15 protein-coding genes are annotated in these 23,664 nt (G+C 32.6%); 13 read left to right on the forward strand and 2 right to left on the reverse strand.

The features are described from left to right. Position 1: 1 nt before the first annotated feature. Positions 2–1,915, forward strand: coding sequence for a SusD/RagB family nutrient-binding outer membrane lipoprotein (locus GQS57_RS17270; protein WP_165734213.1), 1,914 nt, complete (start codon positions 2–4; stop codon positions 1,913–1,915). Positions 1,916–2,046: 131 nt separating this feature from the next. Here GQS57_RS17270 and GQS57_RS17275 read toward each other — a convergent pair whose 3' ends face one another. Continuing rightward, entirely contained in the window at positions 2,047–2,757 is a 711-nt protein-coding gene (locus GQS57_RS17275) for a LytTR family DNA-binding domain-containing protein (RefSeq protein WP_165734215.1), read from the reverse strand. Between the two features lie 45 nt (positions 2,758–2,802). Beyond that, on the reverse strand, positions 2,803–3,600 hold the full coding sequence (locus GQS57_RS17280; RefSeq protein ID WP_306772170.1) for a sensor histidine kinase: 798 nt from the start codon (positions 3,598–3,600) through the stop codon (positions 2,803–2,805). Positions 3,601–4,111: 511 nt separating this feature from the next. On the opposite strand from GQS57_RS17280, the gene GQS57_RS17285 reads away from it, so the two are divergent. From GQS57_RS17285 to GQS57_RS17340, 12 genes are all read left to right on the forward strand, one after another. After that, positions 4,112–6,367, forward strand: coding sequence for a GH92 family glycosyl hydrolase (locus tag GQS57_RS17285; protein WP_165734218.1), 2,256 nt, complete (start codon positions 4,112–4,114; stop codon positions 6,365–6,367). A gap of 25 nt (positions 6,368–6,392) precedes the next feature. Beyond that, positions 6,393–8,270 (forward strand): sodium:solute symporter family protein, encoded by a 1,878-nt coding sequence (locus GQS57_RS17290; protein WP_165734220.1) that lies wholly within the window; start codon positions 6,393–6,395, stop codon positions 8,268–8,270. Positions 8,271–8,305: 35 nt separating this feature from the next. Then, positions 8,306–9,271: a glycoside hydrolase family 130 protein gene (locus GQS57_RS17295; RefSeq protein ID WP_165734222.1), complete on the forward strand. Its 966-nt coding sequence runs from the start codon at positions 8,306–8,308 to the stop codon at positions 9,269–9,271. Positions 9,272–9,346: 75 nt separating this feature from the next. Then, positions 9,347–10,420: a carbohydrate-binding family 9-like protein gene (locus tag GQS57_RS17300; protein ID WP_165734224.1), complete on the forward strand. Its 1,074-nt coding sequence runs from the start codon at positions 9,347–9,349 to the stop codon at positions 10,418–10,420. Positions 10,421–10,425: 5 nt separating this feature from the next. Further along, the gene (locus tag GQS57_RS17305) at positions 10,426–11,562 is read left to right on the forward strand and encodes a glycoside hydrolase family 18 protein (RefSeq protein ID WP_165734226.1); all 1,137 of its coding nucleotides are present in this window, start codon (positions 10,426–10,428) and stop codon (positions 11,560–11,562) included. 25 nt (positions 11,563–11,587) lie between these two features. Next, a complete protein-coding gene (locus tag GQS57_RS17310) occupies positions 11,588–12,706 on the forward strand; it encodes a family 10 glycosylhydrolase (RefSeq protein ID WP_165734228.1) in 1,119 nt (372 codons plus the stop codon). 46 nt (positions 12,707–12,752) lie between these two features. Further along, positions 12,753–14,066 (forward strand): sugar MFS transporter, encoded by a 1,314-nt coding sequence (locus GQS57_RS17315; protein WP_165734230.1) that lies wholly within the window; start codon positions 12,753–12,755, stop codon positions 14,064–14,066. Positions 14,067–14,129: 63 nt separating this feature from the next. Then, a complete protein-coding gene (locus GQS57_RS17320) occupies positions 14,130–16,376 on the forward strand; it encodes a GH92 family glycosyl hydrolase (RefSeq protein WP_165734232.1) in 2,247 nt (748 codons plus the stop codon). A 12-nt stretch (positions 16,377–16,388) separates the two neighbouring features. Next, positions 16,389–17,408 (forward strand): N(4)-(beta-N-acetylglucosaminyl)-L-asparaginase, encoded by a 1,020-nt coding sequence (locus tag GQS57_RS17325; protein WP_165734233.1) that lies wholly within the window; start codon positions 16,389–16,391, stop codon positions 17,406–17,408. 104 nt (positions 17,409–17,512) lie between these two features. After that, positions 17,513–19,843, forward strand: coding sequence for a family 20 glycosylhydrolase (locus tag GQS57_RS17330; RefSeq protein ID WP_165734235.1), 2,331 nt, complete (start codon positions 17,513–17,515; stop codon positions 19,841–19,843). 3 nt (positions 19,844–19,846) lie between these two features. Then, positions 19,847–21,196, forward strand: a complete 1,350-nt coding sequence (locus GQS57_RS17335) for an alpha-L-fucosidase (protein WP_165734237.1) — start codon at positions 19,847–19,849, stop codon at positions 21,194–21,196. A gap of 140 nt (positions 21,197–21,336) precedes the next feature. Continuing rightward, complete coding sequence (locus GQS57_RS17340) at positions 21,337–23,664, forward strand: GH92 family glycosyl hydrolase (protein ID WP_165734239.1); 2,328 nt, start codon at positions 21,337–21,339, stop codon at positions 23,662–23,664.

Consider the following 23,664-nt stretch of genomic DNA (forward strand, 5'->3'; position numbering starts at 1 on the left):
AATGAAAAAAATATTAAAAAATACAAACTTACTTGTTCTAATGCTATTTGCATTTATGTCTTGTTCAGATTTTGAGGAGATAAATATCAATCCAACTGCAGCAAATGAAGATCAAGTACAAATAGAATATTTTATTAACAGCGCTATAGGTGGTGCTCAACAAAACCCACATATTTCAGAACGTATTTTTGTTCTTTATTGGAATGATGCAGGAAGAATGACAAGGGTTGGTACTTTGTCAGAAGGAAGCGCTAATGATGGTTGGTCTAGTGATTATTACAACGGATATGTATCTTCATGGTTAAGAAATATTAATGCAGGGATTAAAATTGCTGATGAGCAAATAGCTTCAGGTAATTTTAGAGAACATACACCAAACCTTAAACAGGTTGCAAGAATTTGGCGTGCATATATTATGAGTGAAATGACTGATAATTTTGGACCTATTCCTATTAATGGTTTTGAAGGTGTAAATCCAGAATATAGTGATGTTAAAGATGTGTATTATTATATGTTACAGGAATTAGGTGAGGCTACAAGTGCATTAGATCTTACAGTTTCTAACCCTAATGATGCTTTAAAGAAATTAGACCCAGCTTTTGAGTATGATTTTAAAAAATGGCAAAAATATGGGAATTCTCTAAGAATGCGTTTAGCAATGCGTTTGTCTGAAGTAGATCCTGCAAAAGCACAAGCAGAATTTGAAAGTGCAGTTAGTAATGATTTTATTACAGAAGCTGCAGATAATTTTTCTGTAAAAGAAACAGCAGGGTGGAGTGATTATACAGGTGTTATAACTAGAGAATGGTGGGATCATGAGGTTTCTGCAACACTTAACAATTTAATGATTGGTTTAGGTGGGGTAACTTCTCAAAGTTTGTTATCTGCAGATAAGCACGGCTATATTAAGCCTGCAAATTATATGGGGCTTAAATTTGATGATCATTTTACGTCTATGACGAATGATCCTTCAGCAGGTTTCTTTTTTGACGGATTGCACAATAAGATAGATCCTAGAGCGTATGATTTATTTAAAATTCCAGGAGATTTTTCAGATTCAGAATTTAACTCATACCCTTCATGGAACAGTAATGCTAGTACTACTAAAAGAAGCCTTGTAGATGCTTCTGATAATATTGTTAAAGAAATAGAGTCTGCTTTTACATGGAACGCTTACCCAGGTGGTAATTGGGGAGACAAAGGGTCTAAAAACAAAGTGTATGGTTTTACAGGCACATTACCTCGTTTAGCTAATAAATATAGAAATAACTCTAATAGTAGAATCTTCTTTGCTTCTTGGGAATCTCACTTTTTAATAGCTGAAGCTGCAGTAAGAGGTTGGGTAGTTCCTATGACTGGTCAAGTAGCTTATGAGCAGGGAATTGCACAAAGTTTTGCATATAATGGTGTTGCTAGTCATTTAACTAACTATTTAACTTCTCAAGATTACAGTAGAGTAGGTACTTCTGTTAGTTGGTCACATACCACAGAGCCTTCTTCTTCTGTTCTTGTAACTTACTTAGATGGATATACCAACTTACCTGGAACAATGAATTTACAGTATCCAGATAATACAATCTATAAAAATGGAGCAGTAAAGAATGACCTTTTAACAAAGATTATTACTCAAAAGTTTATTGCGCAAACACCATGGTTGCCTTTAGAAACTTGGAGTGATCACAGAAGACTTGGATTGCCATTTTTCGAGAATCCAGCAGTAGAAAAGCCTTTAACGGACATGCCACAATTAACAAATGGAAACTTTATGACCAATAGTATTGATTTTTATGGTCAACGTTTAAAGTATCCTTCAAATTTCTCTAGTAATATTCCTGGAGGATACCAACAAGCAGTTGGTAAGTTAGGGGGGCCAGATACTGTATTTACACCATTATGGTGGGCACAGCAAAATTAAAATTTAAGGATGCCAAAAAGGTAATACTTGGTTTTTAGATGTAAAGAAAAAGGAGAGCTTAATAGCTCTCCTTTTTTATTGTTATTTATTTTGTAAATTTATTTGGTATTGTATGTTCTTGTTATAAAAAATTAAATAGAAGATTTTAAGATTATATCCTTTACTTCATTTATGTAAGATCTTCCTATCACATACCTCATTCCATCAATTTCAATACTATTACCTTCTACAGCATCAATTTTATTCATAGCAATAGTATAGGATCTATGTATTCTAATAAAATTATTTTTAGGTAATAAATCGGTAAATCTAGATAAGGTGCTGTGAATTAAAAACTTGCCGTTAGTAGTGTTGATTTTTAAGTAGTCCTTAAGACTTTCTATAACCAGTATTTCATCTAAGAAAATTTTTTTCATTTTTTTCTTATCAATTTTAATAAAAAGATATTGGCGTGTATTCTTAACAGGATTTGTAGCGTTGTTAATGTCTAATCTACTATATACCTTATTTATGGCTTTCATAAATCTATGAAATTCATAAGGTTTTACTAAATAATCAATAACATCAAATTCGTAGGCATCTATAGCAAATTCCGTATATGCACTAGTAATTATAATTAAAGGTGGGGTTTTTAGACTTTTAATAAAATTAAGTCCGTCTAAAACAGGCATGTTAATGTCAAGAAATATAAGATCAACTTTATTGTTTTTTAGAAAATTTAAAGCATCAATTGCATTGTTAAAAGAGTTTATTAATTCTGCATCTTCAATTTGTTCTAAGTAGTTCTTTACAACATTAACCGCTAAAGGTTCATCATCAATAATTAAGCATTTTATTTTCATACACCTTCACATTCATAAAAAGTTTTATAGAAAAAATAAGTACAATTAAGTTACTTTAATTTTTAGCTCTACAGTAAACTTATCATTAGTATTTATAGTTAGTTTATAGTCGTTTTTATTATAGCCTAAAGTTAACCTTTTTTTTACATTCTCTAAACCTATACCACTGGAATGTTCAAAAGAACTTTTATTTTCTGATACTGCAGGTAGTGGGTTGGTAATGGTAAAATAGAGGAAATCTTCTTTTATAGTAAAATCGATATCAATTTTTTTAACACCTATGTTTTTATTAACCCCATGTTTAAAAGCATTCTCTACAAAAGTAAGTAGTAAAATAGGAGAAATTTCTTTGTCTTGAATATCTCCGGAAATAGACATGTTAATTTGTAACAATTCATCATGTCTAATTTTCTCTAAATCTAAATAATTCTGAATACATTGTATCTCATTCATTAAAGATTGTCGTTTAGATTTTGTTTCATAAAGCAGGTATCGCATGAGCTCGGAAAGTCTTAAAATTATTTTGGATGTTTTTTCTGACTTTTCTAACGCAAGTGAATGAATGTTGTTAAGTGTATTAAAAAAAAAGTGAGGAGATACTTGCGCTTTTAAAAACAATAATTCTGTTTCTAATTGTGTTTTTTCAAGATCTGCAACGAGTTTTTGCTTCTCTAAAAAATCGAAAGTAACCTTAATGGCCGTAACAAAAGTTATCACATATACTTCACCTATCATCATGTCTAAAACGTAATTTAATGACAGCGAATTAATAGGTTCAGGGCCTTCTGGCCAAACTTCATTACTTATTAAAAAATAAGTTAAATTAAATTTTGTGACCACCATTAAAAATATTGCAATAAAAAATAGAGAAATGTATAACGTATATTTTCGTTTGAATAGAAATTTTGGCATCAAAAAAAGGATGTTAAAATAACATAAAGAGATGTGAATTGGAAACCCTAATAAATTTGTTTTTAAAGAATACAAATAGTCGTTAAAATAGCTACCCCAACGAAATGTGTTGAAAAGAAAATAAATAGACCAGAAAATAATGTGGTGCCAAAAAGAGATTTGATAGAGGTGATTCGATTTAAAATTCATTAATAAAAATCTTTTTTTTGATGTTTAGGAGAGTTGTTGTGCTATCCGTCTAAAATTATTTTAATTGTGGTTAAATTTATGAATTTTTATAGAATAAATAGATTTTGCCTTTTTCATTTTAGAATTAAAATTGTTAGTTGAGGTTATTTATAAATTAATGATACTATTTATTCATAAAAAAGAAACTCTTTTAAGTATTTTAGTTTTGATAAAAGTAAATATTGAGTTTTATAATTTTGTTTAATACATACACATGAAAAAAAAATACCTAATCATTCTTTGTTCTATTTTAATGGTAAGCTGCTCTAAGAATTCAGAAACCATAAATAATACTCAAGAAAAATCTTTAATAAGCTATGTAGATCCTTTTATAGGTACTGGTGGACATGGTCATACGTATCCTGGCGCAACGGTGCCTTTTGGTATGTTGCAGGTAAGTCCGGTAAACGGTATTAGCGAGTGGGATTGGTGTTCTGGTTATCATTATTCAGACGATGTTCTGGTGGGGTTTAGCCACTTAAGTTTAAGCGGAACAGGTATTGGAGATTTGGCTGATATTATTTTTATGCCGGTAAATAAAGAAGTAGATTTAACTATAAATCCGCAGTCTAGAGATAGCATTTCTTATAAATCTTCTTACAGTCATAAAAAAGAGAAAGCTTCTCCTGGATATTATCAAGTTTTTTTAGAAGACCATAATGTTAATGTAGAGTTAACAACCTCTAAAAGAATAGCAAATCATAAATATTCATTTAAAAAAGGAGATAAAAATTCTGTTGTCATCGATTTAGGCTTTGCTATTAATTGGGACAGACCTTTAGAAACTTCTTTAAATATTGAAGACGAGTTCACTGTAAGTGGAACTAGATTTAGTAAAGGTTGGGCTAATAATCAAAAAGTATTTTTTGTCGCTAAATTTTCGAAGCCAATTGTCAGTCATAAGTTGTATGCTGATGGTAATCTAACAGCTGAAAAATCAGCAAAAAGCAAAAAAACATCCACACAATTATTTTTTGATACAGATGATAAAAATGAATTGCAAGTAAAAGTAGCACTTTCATCTGTGAGTATAGAAAATGCAAAAGACAATTTAGATACTTCTGATTTTAATTTTGAAGGTGTAAAAACATCTGCAGAGAACTCTTGGGAGAAAGCATTGTCTAGTTTTAATGTAGAAACAAAAACAGAGTCTTTAAAAACTATTTTTTATACCGCATTGTATCATGCTCAACTAGCTCCTGTTACGTTTAGTGATAAAAACGGACAGTTTAGATTAGAGAATGATAGTATTGTAACTGCAGAAAATTATACGGCATATTCTACTTTATCTCTTTGGGATACTTTTAGGGCAGAACACCCTTTATTAACCTTGATTGCTCCAGATAAAGCATCGGATATGATTAACTCTATGTTGGCATATTACGAGCCTAAAAAAATATTACCAGTTTGGACTTTGTATGGAAACGAAACAAATACGATGACAGGCTATCATTCTATACCTGTAATTGTAGATGCGTATAGAAAAGGTATTCGTGGTTTTGATGCGGAAAAAGCATACGAGGCAATGAAAATTACCATGCTGCAAGACGAACGTGGCTTAAATCATTATAAAAAATACGGATATATTCCTTATAATCTAATAGATGAGTCTGTAACCATTTCTTTAGAATATGCATATGATGATTGGTGTGTTGCAGAAATGGCAAAAATGTTAGGAAAGGAAGAAGATTATCAATTTTTCTTAAATCGATCTAAAGCATATCAACATTTATTTGACAAAGAAAGTGGTTTTATGCGCGGGAAATCTGAAGACGGAAAATCGTGGAACGAACCTTTCGATCCAAAACATTCTAACCACAGAGAGCAGACAGATTATACTGAAGGAAATGCTTGGCAACACAGTTGGTTTGTGCCTCATGCAGTAGATAATTTAATCGAAATTCATGGTGGTAATAAAGTTTTTACAAATCGTTTAGAGCAATTATTTACAGAAAGCTCAGAAATTACTGGCGATAATGTTTCTGCAGATATTACGGGGCTTATCGGTCAATATGCACATGGTAATGAACCGAGTCACCACATTGCGTATATGTTTAATCATGCAGCACAACCTTGGCGCACTCAGTTTTGGGCACGTACTATTATGGACACGCAATATAACACAACGCCAAACGGATTGAGTGGTAATGAAGATTGTGGGCAAATGAGTGCTTGGTATGTGTTAAGTTCTATGGGAATATACCCTATGAATCCGGCTTCTGGAGAATATGAAATTGGAACTCCAATTTTTGAAAAAGCAACGATGAATCTTCCTAATGGTAAAACATTTACTATTGAAGCAGAAAATGTATCTGACAAAAATTTCTATATTCAATCGGCAACTTTTAATGGTGAAGTTTTTAATAAAACGGCTATTTCACACGATGCTATTTTAAAAGGAGGGAGCTTGCATTTTGTAATGGGGGCTAACCCTAATAAAAATTGGGGAGTAACAGGTAACCAACAATAACTAATCAACTAATAATTACCCTCTAATGAATATAATAGATATTTCAATTATAGCAATTTACATTATTCTAACACTGGCTGTTGGAATTTGGATTTCAAAAAGAGCTTCTAAAGGATTAGATTCTTATTTTTTAGGAGGTAAATCTATAAAATGGTACTATTTAGGGTTAAGTAATGGCTCTGGAATGTTCGATATTTCTGGAACAGCCTTAATGGTAGGTTGGCTTTTTCTATACGGAACAAAGAGTTTTATGTTAATGTGGCTTTGGCCCATATGGAATCAGATTTTTATTATGATGTTCCTAGCCGTTTGGATTAGACGCTCTAATATTATGACGGGGTCTGAATGGATTTTAACACGTTTTGGTGATGATAAAGCAGGACGAGCATCTCATAAAATTGTAGCACTGTTTGCTGTGGTGGCTGCCATTGGTTTTATTGCCTACTTTTTTGAAGGTGTAGGTAAGTTTATGACCGTTATTTTACCTTGGGATATGACTTTTATAATAGGTGCTTCAGAAATTTTAACTTCAGAGCAATCTTATGCACTCATTATAATTATTCTAACTACTATTTATACAATAAAAGGAGGAATGTTTTCTGTAGTGGCAACAGAGGTGTTACAATACGGAATAATGGTTATTGCAGGTGTTTTGGTTGCAGGCTATACTTTTATTGCTTTTAGTGATATAGAAATTACAAGTGTAATTACAGAAGAGTGGAAAAACGTTTTCTTCGGATGGGAGTTAGATACACATTGGGATTCTAAGTATCAAAAATTTAATGATTTGGTAGATTCCGAAGGGTATAAAATGTTTGGTGCTTTAATTGGTATGAGTCTTTTTAAAGGATTCTTCGCAAGTATTGCTGGTCCAACACCAAGTTTCGATATGCAACGTATTTTATCAACAAAAACAGTAAAAGAAGCTGCTTACATGAGTGGTTTTACAAATTTGGTATTGTTTATTCCGCGCTATTTATTAATTGGAGGTGTTGTAGTTATTGCGTTGGTAGTTTTAGCACCCCAAATGGCAGCTAATCCCAATTTTGTAGGTGGAGATTTAGAAATTTTACTACCACAAGTAATTAATTTTCACGTTCCTGTAGGTATTAAAGGATTGCTTTTAGCAGGACTTTTGGCTGCTTTTATGTCTACCTTTTCCGCATTTGTAAACGCAGGTCCTGCATATATTGTTAACGATATTTATAAAAAATATTTTAAACCAGAAGCAACGGATGATCACTATATTAAAGCGAGTCATTTGGCTTCTTTTGCAGTGGTAGGATTGGGTGTTTTTATGGGCTTTTTTGCAGATTCTATTAACTCACTAACTTTATGGATTACAAGTTCTTTATTTGGTGGTTATGTAGCAGCTAATTTTTTAAAATGGATTTGGTGGCGATTTAACGGTTGGGGATACTTTTGGGGAATGTTATCTGGTTTAATTATTGCCAGTTTGCAATTTCTATTAGATCAAAATAAAGCACATTTTACAGAAGGCTCACTTTTATATGACTTGTCTAATGTTTCTGCTATTTACTTATTCCCAGTCATATTTGGTTTTTCATTACTTGGTTCATTTTTAGGAACCTTTTTAACGAAACCTACAGATATAAAGGTTTTAAAAGCATTCTATACAAATGTACATCCTTGGGGATTTTGGAAACCGGTATTAAAAGAATTAAAGAAAGAGAATCATAAAATTGAGAAAAATTCTGAATTTTGGTCAGATATGTTAAACTGTGCAATAGGTATTGTTTGGCAATCTAGTATGATTGTATTGCCTATCTATTTTCTAATAAGAGATTACCCGAAAGCGTTTATTTCTTTAGGCGTATTTTTGGTGACTTCTATTATTTTGAAGTTTACATGGCTAGATAAAGTGAGAAAAATTCCGAATTAAAAATAATAAAATTGACATTAAATAATAAATAAAATATGAAATCAATTCCTTGGCAAGATAAACCAGAAGGTTGCAATGATGTAGTTTGGAGATATTCGGAAAACCCTGTGATAAACAGGTATGACATTCCATCTTCTAACAGTATTTTTAACAGTGCTGTTGTTCCTTTTAAAGATGGTTTTGCAGGTGTTTTTAGGTGTGATAACAAAGCAGTACAAATGAATATTTTTGCTGGTTTTAGTAAAAACGGAATTGATTGGGATATCAATCATGAGCCAATTGAAATGCAAGCAGGAAATACCGAAATGATAGAGTCTGATTATAAATACGACCCACGTGTGGTATTTATTGAAGATAGATATTGGATTACTTGGTGTAATGGTTATAACGGGCCAACAATTGGAATTGGGTATACCTTCGATTTTAAAGAATTTTTTCAATGTGAAAATGCTTTTTTACCTTTTAATAGAAACGGTGTTTTATTTCCGCAGAAAATAAATGGTAAATATGCAATGTTAAGTCGCCCAAGTGATAATGGACATACTCCGTTTGGTGATATTTACATTAGCTACAGTCCAGACATGAAATATTGGGGAGAACATCGTTGTGTAATGAAAGCAACACCTTTTGAAGATAGTGCGTGGCAATGTACCAAAATTGGTGCAGGTCCAATTCCTATTTTAACAGACGAAGGTTGGTTAATGATTTATCACGGAGTAATAAATACTTGCAATGGGTTCCGTTATGCAATGGGATCTGCACTTTTAGATGAAAATGAACCAGACAAAGTTAAATACAGAACGCAACCTTATTTATTAGGACCAGCAGAATCATATGAAACTACTGGCGATGTACCTAATGTTGTATTTCCTTGTGCAGCGTTACACGATGTAGAAGAAGATAAATTAGCTATTTATTATGGTGCTGCAGATACAGTGGTAGCAATGGCTTTTGGTAAATTGAGTGAAGTTATTCAATATACAAAAGAGCATAGTTTATAAATAGGCATAGGCTTCAGTCTGTGTTATGAATAATGAGTGGATAATTGGCTTTAGCCAAACTTAAGAATATTAAAAATGAGTTTAAAATTAAAATATTTAGCACCTTTATTTTGTTTGATTTCAATGGCATCTTATGCCCAAGAAACAAAGACCATTACACCAGAAAACTACATTGCATATCATAGTGCTGAAGCAATTATTATTGATGGAAATGAAAATGATGTTTCTTGGAGCAAAGTAGACTGGTCAGACCCTTTTATAGATATTCAAGGAATAAAAAAGCCAACCTATAAAACCCAGATTAAAATGCTGTGGGACGATACGTATTTTTACATTTTAGCAAAAATGGAAGAGCCGCACGTTTGGGCAGATATTACAGAGCATGATGCTATTATTTTTCATAATAATGATTTTGAAGTTTTTGTTGATCCAGACGGAGATACACATAATTATTATGAAATAGAAGTAAATGCAATCAATACCATTTGGGATTTATTTATTACAAAACCGTATAGAGAACAAAATAATGTTGTTTTAAATGATTGGACTGCAACCGGAATGAAAACTGCCATTACCATTGATGGTACTTTAAATAACCCAAATGATACAGACAAAGGTTGGACTCTTGAAATGGCGATTCCTTGGAGTGTTTATAAGAAATCTTATTTTGAAAAAAATGTTCCTAAAGATCAGTTTTGGCGTGTTAATTTTTCTAGAGTAAATTGGGATTATCAACTTACCGATGGTAAATATGAACGTAAAAAAGATGCGAACGGTAAGTATCTTCCAGAATACAATTGGGTTTGGTCTCCACAAGGAGTTATTAATATGCACGAACCAGAAAAGTGGGGCTATGTTTATTTTTCATCCAAAGAAGTTGGTGAAAAAGATACGTTTGAAATTTCTAATGATGAAAAAATTAAATGGGAATTGTATAAATTATACCGTGCTCAAAAACAGTATTTTGAAACAAATAAAACGTGGTCAACTTCTCTTAAGAAAATAGCATCCTCTGCAATAAATGTAGATGGAAAAACAATAAAACCAACGCTTATTAATCATCGTTTTGGTTGGTCTATTTTTGTAAAGAGTCCATTTTCAAATAAATTGATGACGATAAAAGAAGATGGTACTTTTATTAAAAAATAAATAAGATGAAATTTATAAAATACATATTCCTTTTGCTATTGTTTTTTGCATGTAATAAAACCGCAGAAAAACAAAATAGTGTACCGAAAGAAAAGCAAAATGAAAATTATAAAATAATTGGTTACGCAGCAGGTTATGAAGACTATGATTTCTCTAAAATTGATGCAACTAAATTAACACACATCAATTTTGCATTTGCAAATATTGTAGATGGTAAAGCAAAATTTGAGTTAGAGACAGATAAAGCAAAAATTGCGACGTTGATATCCTTAAAAAAACAAAATCCAACTTTAAAAGTATTGTATTCTGTTGGCGGTTGGGTTTGGTCAGATCAATTTTCTACGATGGCAGCTTTTGATAACTCTCGAATAAAGTTTGCAGAAAGTTGTGTAAACTTATTAATAGAACATGGTTTTGATGGCGTCGATTTAGATTGGGAATATCCAGGTCAACGTGGACAAGACAATCCTTTTCGTCCTTCAGATAAAGATAATTTTACCTTGCTTTTGGCAGAAATTCGAAAAGCTTTAGATGTTGAAGGGAAGAAAAATAATACCCATTATTTGTTAACCATTGCTACTGGATCTGATGAAACTTACATAGAACAAACTGATTTGGGAGAAGCACATAAATACCTCGATTTTATAAATGTAATGTGTTACGATTTTTATCAAGGTTGGTATTATCAAACGGGGCATCATGCAAATTTATATCCTTCAGAAAGAGATGCATACAATGTAAATAGCGGAGTAGATGCTATGGAAAGACATTTGGAAGCGGGTGTGCCAGCAGATAAATTAGTGATGGGGATTCCTTTTTACGGAAGACAATGGAAAAAGGTGAGCTCTACAGAAGATGGATTAAATGAGCATTCTCAAGAAGGCGGTTATATTGTGCCTTACAAAGAACTTAAAGAAAGAATTGCTAACGGAAAATATAAAGAAATGTACGATGAATCTGCAAAAGCGTCCTATTTATGGAGTGAAAGCGATAGTACATTTGTTTCTTGGGAAACGTCTAAAGATATTCAATTAAAGACAGCATTTATAAAGGAAAATGGTTTTGGTGGAGCGATGTTCTGGGAATATAGTTTAGACAAAGATCAAGAGTTATTAAACACACTTTTTAAAGGATTAAAATAATTTTAACGTATAAAAACAGGTTTTTATGAAGACAAAATTTACATTATTTGTTTGGTCTATTTTTTTAATAGTAGGCTGTAATCAAGTGCAACAAGAAAAAGAAGTGAAATCTTCTGATATTTCAGCAAAGAAAGTTGATGAATTTACTTTTGGTACTTGGATAACTTCTAGTAAAGAGAAAACAAATGAGGCTTATAAGTCTGAATTTAAAAAATATAAAGCTGGCGGAATTGATGAAATTTTAATTAATACAGGAACAGATCCTAAAGAATTAGAACGTTTGGTTCCTATAGCAAAGGAAGAAGGTTTAAATGTACATGCGTGGATTATGGCTGTAAATCGTCCAGGAGATACGGTTGCACTAAAGCATCCGGAATGGTATATGGTAAGTAGAGATGGTAAATCTTGCTTTGATACAAGACCGTATGTTGGGTATTATCAATGGCTGTGTCCTACAAGAACTGAATCTAGAAATCATATTTTAGGCTTGGTAGAAGGTTTGGCAAAAGTAGAAGGAATTGAAAGTGTACATTTAGATTATATCCGTTTTCCAGATATTTTTTTACCTATTGGATTACTTCCTAAATACGACCTAGTACAAGATACAGAAATGGCAGAATATGATTTTTGTTATTGTGATGAATGTATCAATGCTTTTGAGAAAATTCACGATAAAAACCCAAGAGAAAGTAAAAATACAGCTATTGATATGGAATGGAAAAACTTCCGATTAAATGCTATAAAAGCGATTGTAGATGATGCATATAAACTGGTACACAAACACAATAAAAAATTAACAGCAGCAGTATTTCCGTATCCAGAAATGGCAGACCATATGGTACGTCAGCGTTGGGATAAATGGAATATTGATGAGGTATACCCAATGATTTATCATGGTTTTTATAATGAAGAAATAGATTGGATTGGTTATGCTACCAAACAGAGTGTTGCTGATGTAGAATCAGAAAATATTGCAGTTAATACGGGTATTTATATTCCACCATTCACATCATCAGCAGAACTAAAACAAGCAATTATTTTAGCAAAAGAAAATGGAGCAAAAGGGGTTACCTTTTTTGATGGTCCACAGTTAACCGATGAGTACTTAAAAGCTATTAAAGAAACCAAAGATAGTTTTAAGTAGAAATTAGAAAATCATTGTACGTTTTAAATAGTAAAAAAATAAAATTATGACGAATCAAAAATCCTATCGCTCAGCATTTATCTTATTAACGGTGTTATTTTTCCTTTGGGGATTTATCACTGTACTCGTAGATAGTTTGATTCCTCGTTTACGAGAATTATTTACATTAACTTATTTTCAAGCAGGCTTGGTGCAGTTTGCATTTTTTGGTGCCTATTTTTTATTGTCTATTCCAGTAAGTTATATTTTATCTAAAATAGGATATAAAAAAGGAATTATTTTGGGGTTATCAACCATGGCTTTAGGGTGCTTATTGTTTTATCCAGCAGCTTCATATCGTGAGTTTGGTATTTTTATGTTGGCATATTTTATTTTGGCAGCAGGTATGACTGTTTTACAAGTTGCAGCCAATCCTTTTGTAGCTGTATTAGGTTCTGAAGACGGAGCATCTAGTCGTTTAAATCTTTCTCAAGCATTTAACTCTTTAGGTACTGCAGTAGCACCTGCGGTTGGTGCTTTGTTTATTTTAAGTGATGTTATAAAAACCAAAGATCAAATTGCAGAATTAGAAGGAGCTGCAAAAGAAGCTTACTTAACTTCTGAAGCAGCAGCAGTGCAAACTCCTTTTTTAGGGTTGGCTGTTTTTATAGGAGTTATAGCAATTATTTTTCTGTTTGCAAAATTACCAAATATGATTTCAGAAACTTCTTCAGGAACATATCGAGAGGCTTTTAAAAACAAGAAATTAATGCAAGGAGTTTTAGGTCTCTTTTTTTATGTTGGGGCAGAAGTTGCTATTGGTAGTTACTTAGTAAACTATTTCTTAGACATGAATCTTGTATCGGTTATTAAAGAAAACGGATTTATGAGAACCATTGCAGAAGGCATTTTAAACTCTGGATTGGCAGAAAGAGATGACAAAGCAGTTGTAGGTGTTTTTGTAACATTTTATTGGTCTGGTGCAATGATTGGTAGGTTTGCAGGTGCATATCTTACCAGAATTATAAAACCAGGAAAAGTATTGGCTATTTTTGCCACCATTTCTATTTCCTTAATTATTTTATCTGTGAGTACTGTTGGTTTGGTTAGTATGTGGAGTATTTTGGCAGTTGGTTTATTCAACTCTATTATGTTTCCAACCATTTTTACCCTAGCTATAGATGGTATAGGACACTTAAAACCAAAAGCATCAGGTTTATTATGTACTGCTATTGTTGGTGGGGCAATTATTCCTCCAATGTTTGGTTTCTTAACAGATTATATCGCATTTAAAAATGCATTATTGTTAATTATACTTTGTTATGCATATATTGTTTGGTTTGGTTATAAAAATGGTAAAGCTCAAGTAGCGGTTGTATAGTTCGTTTAACTGGTTAACAAGAAGTATTTCTATTTAAAAATAAATATTTTAGAATAAAAGTGAATGAAAAAGATTTGTTTTATAACGCTATTGTATATTGTTCTTTTTTCACAATGTAAAGAGCCCCAAGATGTATTAGTTCAATCTAAATTGATCAGTTTTGTAAATCCGTTTATAGGAACAGATGGACCAGGTAATACTTATCCAGGAGCAACGGTTCCTTTTGGTATGGTGCAGTTGAGTCCAGATATTGGTATTCCTGGATGGGATAGAATAGCAGGGTATTTTTATAAAGACTCTATAATTTCTGGTTTTTCTCACATGCATTTAACAGGAACAGGTGCCGGAGATTTGTATGATATTTTAGTAATGCCAACCAACAGCAGATCCTCTAAACGGATAGAAGCTAATAACTTTAAGCCTTTTTCTAGTTTTAAACATGCTAAAGAAACTGCGTCTCCAGGATATTATTCGGTAGATTTATTAGATTATGGAATTAAAGCCGAATTAACCACTACAGAAAGAGCAGGTGTTCATAGGTATACTTTTCCAGAAGATAAAGCTACTCAGATTCATATAGATTTAGGCTATGCTTTAAATTGGGATAGCCCAACGGAAACTCATTTTAGGGTTGTTGATAATACTACTATAGAAGGATATCGAAAATCTACAGGTTGGGCAAAAGACCAGCGTGCATATTTTGTAATAAAAGTATCTAAACCATTTGAATCTTATCAATTATATAAAAATGATACGATAACAACATCGCCTGTTACCGCTAAAAATATAAGAATTAGTTTAAATTATGCTACTACAAAAGGGGAACAAGTCATTTTAAAAACAGGCGTATCAACTGCAGATATTAAAGGTGCTTATAAATCGTTAGAAGTAGAGGCTCCTCATTTTAATTTTGATGCTATTAAAGGTGAAGCTGAAACCAAATGGGAAAATGAACTTAGTAAAATAGTTATTACTACTAAAGATGAAACTCAAAAGCGAATTTTTTACACCATGCTGTATCAATCTATGCTGGCACCTACTTTGTTAAGTGATCATAACGGAAACTACAAAGGTGCAAATGATAGCGTTATGAAAGCAGAAGGATTTAATAGGTATGATACCTTTTCATTATGGGATACATATCGGGCTGCACATCCATTGTACACTGTTTTACATCCTAATCGGGTTTCAGATATGGTAAATTCACTTCTTGCTCATTATGAGGAAACAGGGTTGCTGCCAGTTTGGTCTTTGCAAGGAAATGAAACGAATATGATGATTGGTTATCATGCAGTTCCTGTAATTGTAGATGCTTATTTTAAAGGTATTAAAGGTTTTGATACCGCTTTGGCATATGAAGCATGTTTAAAAAGTGCCAAAGATAATTCTAGGCAAATTAATGAATACACGGCGTTGGGTTATGTACCGATTGACGAGCAACATGAAAATTGGTCGGTTTCTAAAACATTAGAATACGCTTATGATGATTGGTGCATTGCTCAGTTTGCAAAAGCCATTGGAAAGATTGATGATTATGAAGTGTTTTTAAAAAGATCGGAGAATTGGCGTAATGTTTACGATTCTAAAAGTAGGTTTATGCGTCCAAAATTAAAGGACGGTTCGTTTATTAAAAACTTTGTTCCTAAAGAATATTCACCTTATTTCTGTGAAAGTAATGCTTGGCAATATTTCTGGTCGGTTCAGCATAATATCGAAGGGTTAACAGATATTATAGGTGGTAAAGATATTTTTGAAAAAAAATTAGATTCAATGTTTACGTTAGATCCGCTTCCAGAAGATAAATTACCCATTTTTAGTACCGGAATGATTGGTCAATATGCACATGGAAACGAACCAAGTCATCATGTAGCTTACTTATATAATTATATTGATAAACCATGGAAAACTCAAAAATTGGTGCGTCAGATATTAGAAACACAATATAAAAATGAACCAGACGGACATTGCGGAAATGAAGATTGCGGACAAATGTCGTCTTGGTATATTTTCAGTGCTTTAGGTTTTTACCCTACAAATCCAGCACAAAGCGTTTATGCTTTTGGTTCACCAATTGTAGATACTGCTTTAGTTCATTTAGAAAACGGGAATACATTTTCTATAGAGGTTCTAAACAATAGTTCAGACAATAAATACATACAGTCTATTTCATTAAATAACGAAGTAATAGAACGAAATTACATTACACATAAGGAAATTATGAACGGTGGCGAATTGATTTTTACGATGGGAAGCACTCCTAATAAGAATACTAAAAACTCAATGGCTTTAACCTCAAAAATGTATCAATAAAAAAAACAACGCATGTCAGATCGAAGAAATTTTATAAAAAAAGCAGCTTTAGGAACAGTAGGTATTGGTGCAATTTTAAGTTGCGATAAGTCTGTAGAGACCAAATCTGAAATTACGGGAAGCACGGAAATTAGTAAAGGATCTAAACCTATTATAATTTCTACTTGGAATCATGGTTTGCCTGCAAATGAAGAAACTTGGAAACAGTTAAAAGAGGGTAAACCTACGGTTGATGCTATTGTAGCAGGAATGAATATTCCAGAAGCAGACCCAAAAGTAAGAAGTGTAGGTTATGGCGGATTTCCGGATAGAGAAGGAAAGGTAACTTTAGATGCTTGTATTATGGATCATGACAGTAATTGTGGTTCGGTTTCCTTTTTACAAGGAATTAAGCACCCTATTTCAGTAGCTAAAAAAGTAATGCAAAATACACCGCATGTAATGCTTGTTGGAGAAGGTGCTTTCCAATTTGCATTGTCTGAAGGGTTTAAGGAAGAAAACCTACTAACAGCAGAAGCTGAAAAAGACTGGAAAAACTGGGTTGAAGAATCCAAGTACAAACCAGTTATCAATATGGAAAATCACGATACCATTTCTATGTTGGTTGTAGATAAAGACGGTAATATTTCTGGAGGTTGCACTACAAGTGGTGCTGCTTGGAAAATGCATGGTCGTGTGGGAGATTCACCAATAATAGGAGCAGGATTGTTTTTAGACAATGATATTGGAGCTGCTGCTGCAACAGGTTTAGGAGAAGCTGTTTTGCGTACCGCAGGAAGTGCAATGGTAGTTGAGTTAATGCGCCAAGGAAAATCTCCTTATGAAGCTTGTAAAGAAATTGTAGAACGCATTTATGCAAAACATAAAAACCATAAAGATATGGAGTATTTACAAGTTGGTTTTATAGCAGTAAATAAAAAAGGTGAACATGCAGGCTACAGTTTGCGATCTGGATTTAATTATGCGGTTGCAGATGAAAAAAGTGGCAATAGAATGGAGGATGCCGCATTTAAAATGTCTTGGGATGATTAAAAAACTGGACAGTAATAGATAATTATGTTTAGAAATAATTTTTTACATAAAACGAGTAGCGTAAACCAACTTAATAAAAATTAATAATATAAAAACCGATTAGAATGAATGTATTTAAAACGATGTTAGTTTTGGTTTTAATAGCCATAACAGCATCATGCCAAAAAAGTAAAGAAGCAAAAATTTTCACAACAGAAGATATTACTGTTATTCCGAAACCGGTAGCATTAAATTTAGAACAAGGATCGTTTGAATTTACTGGCAAAACAACATTTGTAACCACAGATGCTTCCCAAAAAGAAGTAACTAAAGTTTTAATTGATAAATTTAAGAATGCTGCAGGGTGGACGCTTAGTATCTCTGAAAAAGCTCCTGAAAATAATTTTATTCAATTTACGGTAGATGAAAATCTAGAGAAGGAAGCATATAAGTTAGAAGTAAATTCTAGCCGAGTAATCATTACTGCTAGTGGAAACGCAGGTTTTCTTTATGGAATAGAAACGCTTAGGCAATTACTTCCTGTAAGTATTGAAAGTGAGAGCGTAGTTTCTAATGAACAATGGCAAATACCAAATCTTAGTATTACAGACAATCCTCGTTATAAATACAGAGGGTTAATGTTAGATGTATCACGTCATTTTTTTGAAATTGATTATTTAAAAAAGACCATAGATCGTTTGGCAATGTTAAAAATGAATGTGCTTCATCTACATTTAGTAGACGACCAAGGTTGGAGAATCGAAATTAAAAAATATCCAAAATTAACAGAAGTTGGTGCTTGGAGAGTAGACCAAGAAGACAAACATTGGGATGGTAGAGATGAAACTTCACCAGATGAAAAAGGAACTTATGGTGGTTTTTACACGCAAGACCAATTAAAAGATTTAGTAGCGTATGCAGCAACAAAAAATGTTGAAATTATTCCTGAGATAGAAATTCCTGCGCACGTATCTTCTGCAATTGCAGCGTATCCAGAATTATCGTGTCATGAAAGACCTATCGGAGTTCCTTCTGGCGGACTTTGGCCTATTACAGATATTTATTGTCCAGGAAAAGAGCATACATTCGAGTTTTTAGAGAATGTTTTAGTAGAGGTAATGGATATCTTTCCATCAAAATATATTCATGTTGGTGGTGATGAAGCAACAAAAACCAATTGGGAAAAATGTGCTGATTGTAAAAAAAGAATGCGTTCAGAAAAATTAGAAAATGTAGAAGAGTTACAGAGTTATTTTATCAAAAGAATGGAACGTTTGATAAATTCTAAGGGAAAACGTTTAATTGGTTGGGATGAAATTTTAGAAGGTGGTTTAGCGCCAGAAGCAACTGTAATGAGTTGGAGAGGTGTTGCCGGCGGACTAGAAGCAGCAAAACAAGGACATGATGTTATTATGACACCGGGTTCTCATTGTTATTTTGATCATTATCAAGGGCCACAAAACGAAGAGCCTTTGGCTTGGGGAGGTTATACTCCGTTAAGTAAAGTGTACACTTTTGATCCTATTGTAGAAGGAATGACAGAAACAGAAGCAAATCATGTTTTAGGCGGACAAGCAAACCTTTGGTCTGAACAAATTAAAACAGAATCTCACTCAGAATATATGATTTTTCCAAGATTGGCTGCATTGTCAGAAACACTTTGGTCAACAAAAGAATCTCGTAATTGGGAAGATTTTTCATTAAGAATGACTAGCATGTTTAAACGTTATGATGTAATGGATATTAATTATGCAAAAAGTGCATTTTTGGTGATGGAAGATGTGAAAATTAATATGGATACAGAGGAAGTTACTTTAGTGTTGAACAATGAATTTACAGATTCAGATATTCGTTATACATTAAATGAAGACAAACTATCAGAAAACGCTATAAGATATTCAACACCTATAAAAATTGATAAAACAACAGAGGTTCATGCATCTTTATTCAAGGATGATAAACCAGTAGGCGTTGCATTTAATACCACTATTAAGTTTCATAAAGCTGTAGGGAAAAAAGTAACGTTTAAAGAAATTTATGATGATAGATACCAAGGAGAAGGAGAGTTTGGTTTGGTAAATACTTTGCGTGCAACAAAAAATTATACAGACGGTCATTGGCAAGCATGGTTAAAGAAAGACATGGAAGCAGTGGTAGATTTAGGTGAGCTAACTTTAATAAAAGAAGTAATTGTAGGTACTTTAGAAAATCAAGGTCCTCAAATTTATTTTCCAACAGCGGTAACTGTTTTTGTTTCTAACGATGGTAAAAATTATACAGAAGTGGGGGTAGAAAAAAGAGCGTATGCTAAAAACCCTTCGTTCGATTTAAAGGATTTTAAAGTTTCTTTTGAAGCACAATCTGTACGATATGTAAAAGTGATTGCTAAAAATTTAGGAAAAACGCCTAAAGGAGGAAACGCTTGGTTATTTGTTGATGAAATTATAATAAATTAAAATATGAAGTATTTAAATATAACAATTGTTTTATTTTTCTTGTTTGTGAATCAAATTTCGGCACAAGAAAAACTGACTAAAGAACAGCGTTTAGAGTGGTTTCAAGATGCTAAATTAGGGGTGTTTATACATTGGGGATATTATGGTGTAAATGGTATTGGTGAGTCTTGGTCTATGTATCATAAACGTATTTCTTATGATGATTATATGGCACAAGGAAAAGGCTTTACAGCAGAAAATTACAACCCTGAAGCTTGGGCAAAATTATTTAAAAAAATAGGAGCTCGTTATGTTGTTTTAACAACAAAACATCATGATGGTGTAGCATTGTGGAACACAAAACTTAGTCATTTAAATGTAATAGAAAAAACACCTGCAAAAAGAGATTTAGTGGCGCCTTATGTAGACGCTTTAAGAAACGAAGGTTTAAAAGTAGGTCTGTATTATTCTTTAATAGATTGGTCGCATCCAGATTACGATGTAGTTTTTCCACGTCCTAATACCAGAAAAGACTATCCTCAAAAAAGGCAAAACCAGTTAACACCTTGGGAGCGATTTATAAGATTTAATACAGGGCAGTTAAAAGAGTTAAGTACTAAATTTAATCCAGATTTATATTGGTTTGATGGAGACTGGGAAAAATCTAGCGAACAATGGAGAGCAGAATCTTTAAAGGATTCATTATTAACATGGAACCCAAAAATTATTGTTAACTCTAGACTAAAAACACATGGAGATTATAGTACGCCAGAACAAGGGATTCCTGTAGTAAGACCAGAAGGAGCATGGGAGTTCTGTATGACTATGAATGATAATTGGGGGTATTTTCCTTCGGATACAAATTACAAACCAATATCGCAAATTGTAAGAACTTTTGTAGAAGTTATTGGTTCTGGAGGAAACGTGTTATTAAATATTGGTCCAAAACCAGATGGTACTATTGCAGCACCGCAATTAGAGCGTTTAGAAGCTTTAGGAACTTGGATTAACAAACATGAAACAGCTGTTTTTAACTCAAAAGCAGGTTTGCCTTATGGCCATTTTTATGGACCAACACTTTTAAGTAAAGATGAAACTAAAATTTATTTGGCCATTTTTGATGCTCCTAAAAACTACATTTCATTAAAAGGAATTCAGAATAAAGTAAAATCTATTAAAGTTGTAGGTAGTGGGCAAGAACTTAGTTTCGAAAGAAACGGTGGTGCCGCTTGGAACAATATTCCTGGAATTTTAAGAATAGAAATTCCTAAAGAAAATAATTTAGATGCTTATACAACTATTTTAGAAGTTGAATTAGAGGATGCTTTAAAACTGTATAGAGGACATGGAAATGCTGTAGAATTAAATAAATAACAGCATTAATATGTATTGATGGTAGTGTTGAGAAGGAAAAAGAACTAAAGCAAACAATTAATGGTTTTTAAGTTTTTTCTCAATGTTTTTAGGAACGTAGTTATAGTAGTTGAGAAAAATTAATAATTGAATTTATAAAGATGATAAAACATATTTTAAAGAGTATATTAATTGCAAGTATTGGTTTATTTATGGCATGTGATTCGCCAACGAAGACCATAGATAAAAATGAGAAAACGACTGCACTTATTGATTATGTAAATCCATTGATGGGTACAGATTCCGATTTTAGTTTATCAAACGGAAACACCTACCCAGCAATTGCAACACCTTGGGCAATGAATTTTTGGACACCACAAACTGCCAAAATGGGTGATGGTTGGGCTTATAAGTACGATGATAAAACGATAAGAGGTATAAAACAAACCCATCAGCCTAGTCCATGGATTAATGATTATGCGGCCTTTTCTTTAATGGCGGTTACAGGTAATTTAAAATATAAAGAAGAAGAACGCGCTTCTTATTTTTCGCATAAAGCAGAAATAGTTAAACCAAATCATTATAGTGTATATCTTGCAGATTATGATGTTACTGCAGAAGTTTCACCTACAGAACGTGCCGCACATTTTAAATTTACATTTCCAAAAACAGATTCGGCTTTCATTATTTTAGATGCTTTTTATAAAGGATCGATGGTGAAAATCCTTCCGAAGGAAAGAAAAATTATTGGTTATTGTAGAAACAATAGTGGAGGCGTACCAGATAATTTTCATAATTATTTTGTGGCTGAATTTGATAAAGATTTCGAATTAAACCACACTTGGGGAGATGGTTGGAAGCTAATAGAAAACTCAACAGACAATAAAGGAGAACACGTTGGAGCAATTATTGGTTTTAAAACAAAAAAGGGAGAAGAAGTAAATGTTAAAGTAGCATCCTCATTTATTAGTCATGAGCAAGCGGCATTAAATTTAAAAACAGAAATAGGGAACGATTCATTTGAAAATACTAAAGAAAAAGCGGCTGCTGCTTGGGAAAAAGAATTGCAAAGAATTGTTATTGAAGATGATAATATTGACAATGTTAGAACTTTTTACTCATGTTTATATCGTGTTTTATTATTTCCAAGAAAGTTTTACGAGTATGATGCTACAGGAAGCGTAATACACTATAGTCCTTATAACGGAGAGGTTTTACCTGGGTATATGTTTACAGACAATGGTTTCTGGGATACGTTTAGAGCTGTTTTTCCATTTTTTAATATGATGTATCCTGAGTTAAATACACAAATTATGGAAGGGCTAGCAAATACCTATAAAGAATCTGGTTGGTTGCCAGAGTGGGCAAGTCCTGGGCATAGAGATTGTATGATTGGCTCTAACTCAGCTACTATTATTGCTGACGCATTTTTAAAAGGAAACATGCAAGAAAAAGATGTAAGCGTACTTTTAGAAGCTGTTTTAAAAAATGCAAATGAAGTAGAAGGACGTCCAGTAAATTCTGTTGGTAGAGAAGGAGCAAATTACTACAATAAATTAGGCTACGTACCTTATGATGTTGGGATTAATGAAAATGCAGCAAGAACATTAGAATATGCATTTGCAGATTTTACCATTGCAGAAATGGCGAAAAAACTAAATAAAGATGGGGTAGCTGCAGATTTTTATAAGAAATCTTACAATTATAAAAACTTATTTGATTCCTCTACTAACTTAATGCGAGGAAAAAATGAAGACGGTACTTTTCAATCTCCTTTTAATCCTTTAAAATGGGGAGACGCTTTTACAGAAGGAAATAGTTTACATTATACCTGGTCTGTTTTTCATGATACCCAAGGTTTAATTGACCTCATGGGAGGAAAAGAAATTTTTGAAGCTAAATTAGATGAGGTTTTTGAAATGCCACCAAATTTTGATGCTTCTTATTATGGTTTTAGAATTCATGAAATTCTTGAAATGCAAATTGCCAACATGGGAAATTATGCACACGGAAACCAACCGATTCAGCACATGATCTATTTGTATAATTATGCAAATACATCCTATAAAGCACAAGAAAAATTACGTGAGGTTTTAACCAAGTTATATTCTGCAACCCCAGATGGATATTGTGGGGATGAAGATAATGGACAAACATCTGCGTGGTACGTATTTAGTTCTTTAGGTTTTTACCCAGTAACACCTGCTGTTAATGAATATGTAATTGGAAGTCCATTATTTAAAAAAGCAACGCTGACTTTAGAAAACGGAAAAACCTTTGTTATTTCAGCCAGTAATAACTCAGAAAAGAATGTGTATATAGAATCTGCTTCGTTAAATGGAAAACCATGGAATAATAGTTTTTTATACTCAGATGCTGTTCAAGATGGTGGTTCTTTAGAATTTAATATGGATGCTGTACCAAATAAAGCATGGGCAAGTAAACCTGAAAATGCGCCATATTCATTAAGTAAAAAACTTAAAAAATAA

This window comes from Polaribacter sp. 20A6, from assembly GCF_011378915.1.
Classification (GTDB): domain Bacteria; phylum Bacteroidota; class Bacteroidia; order Flavobacteriales; family Flavobacteriaceae; genus Polaribacter; species Polaribacter sejongensis.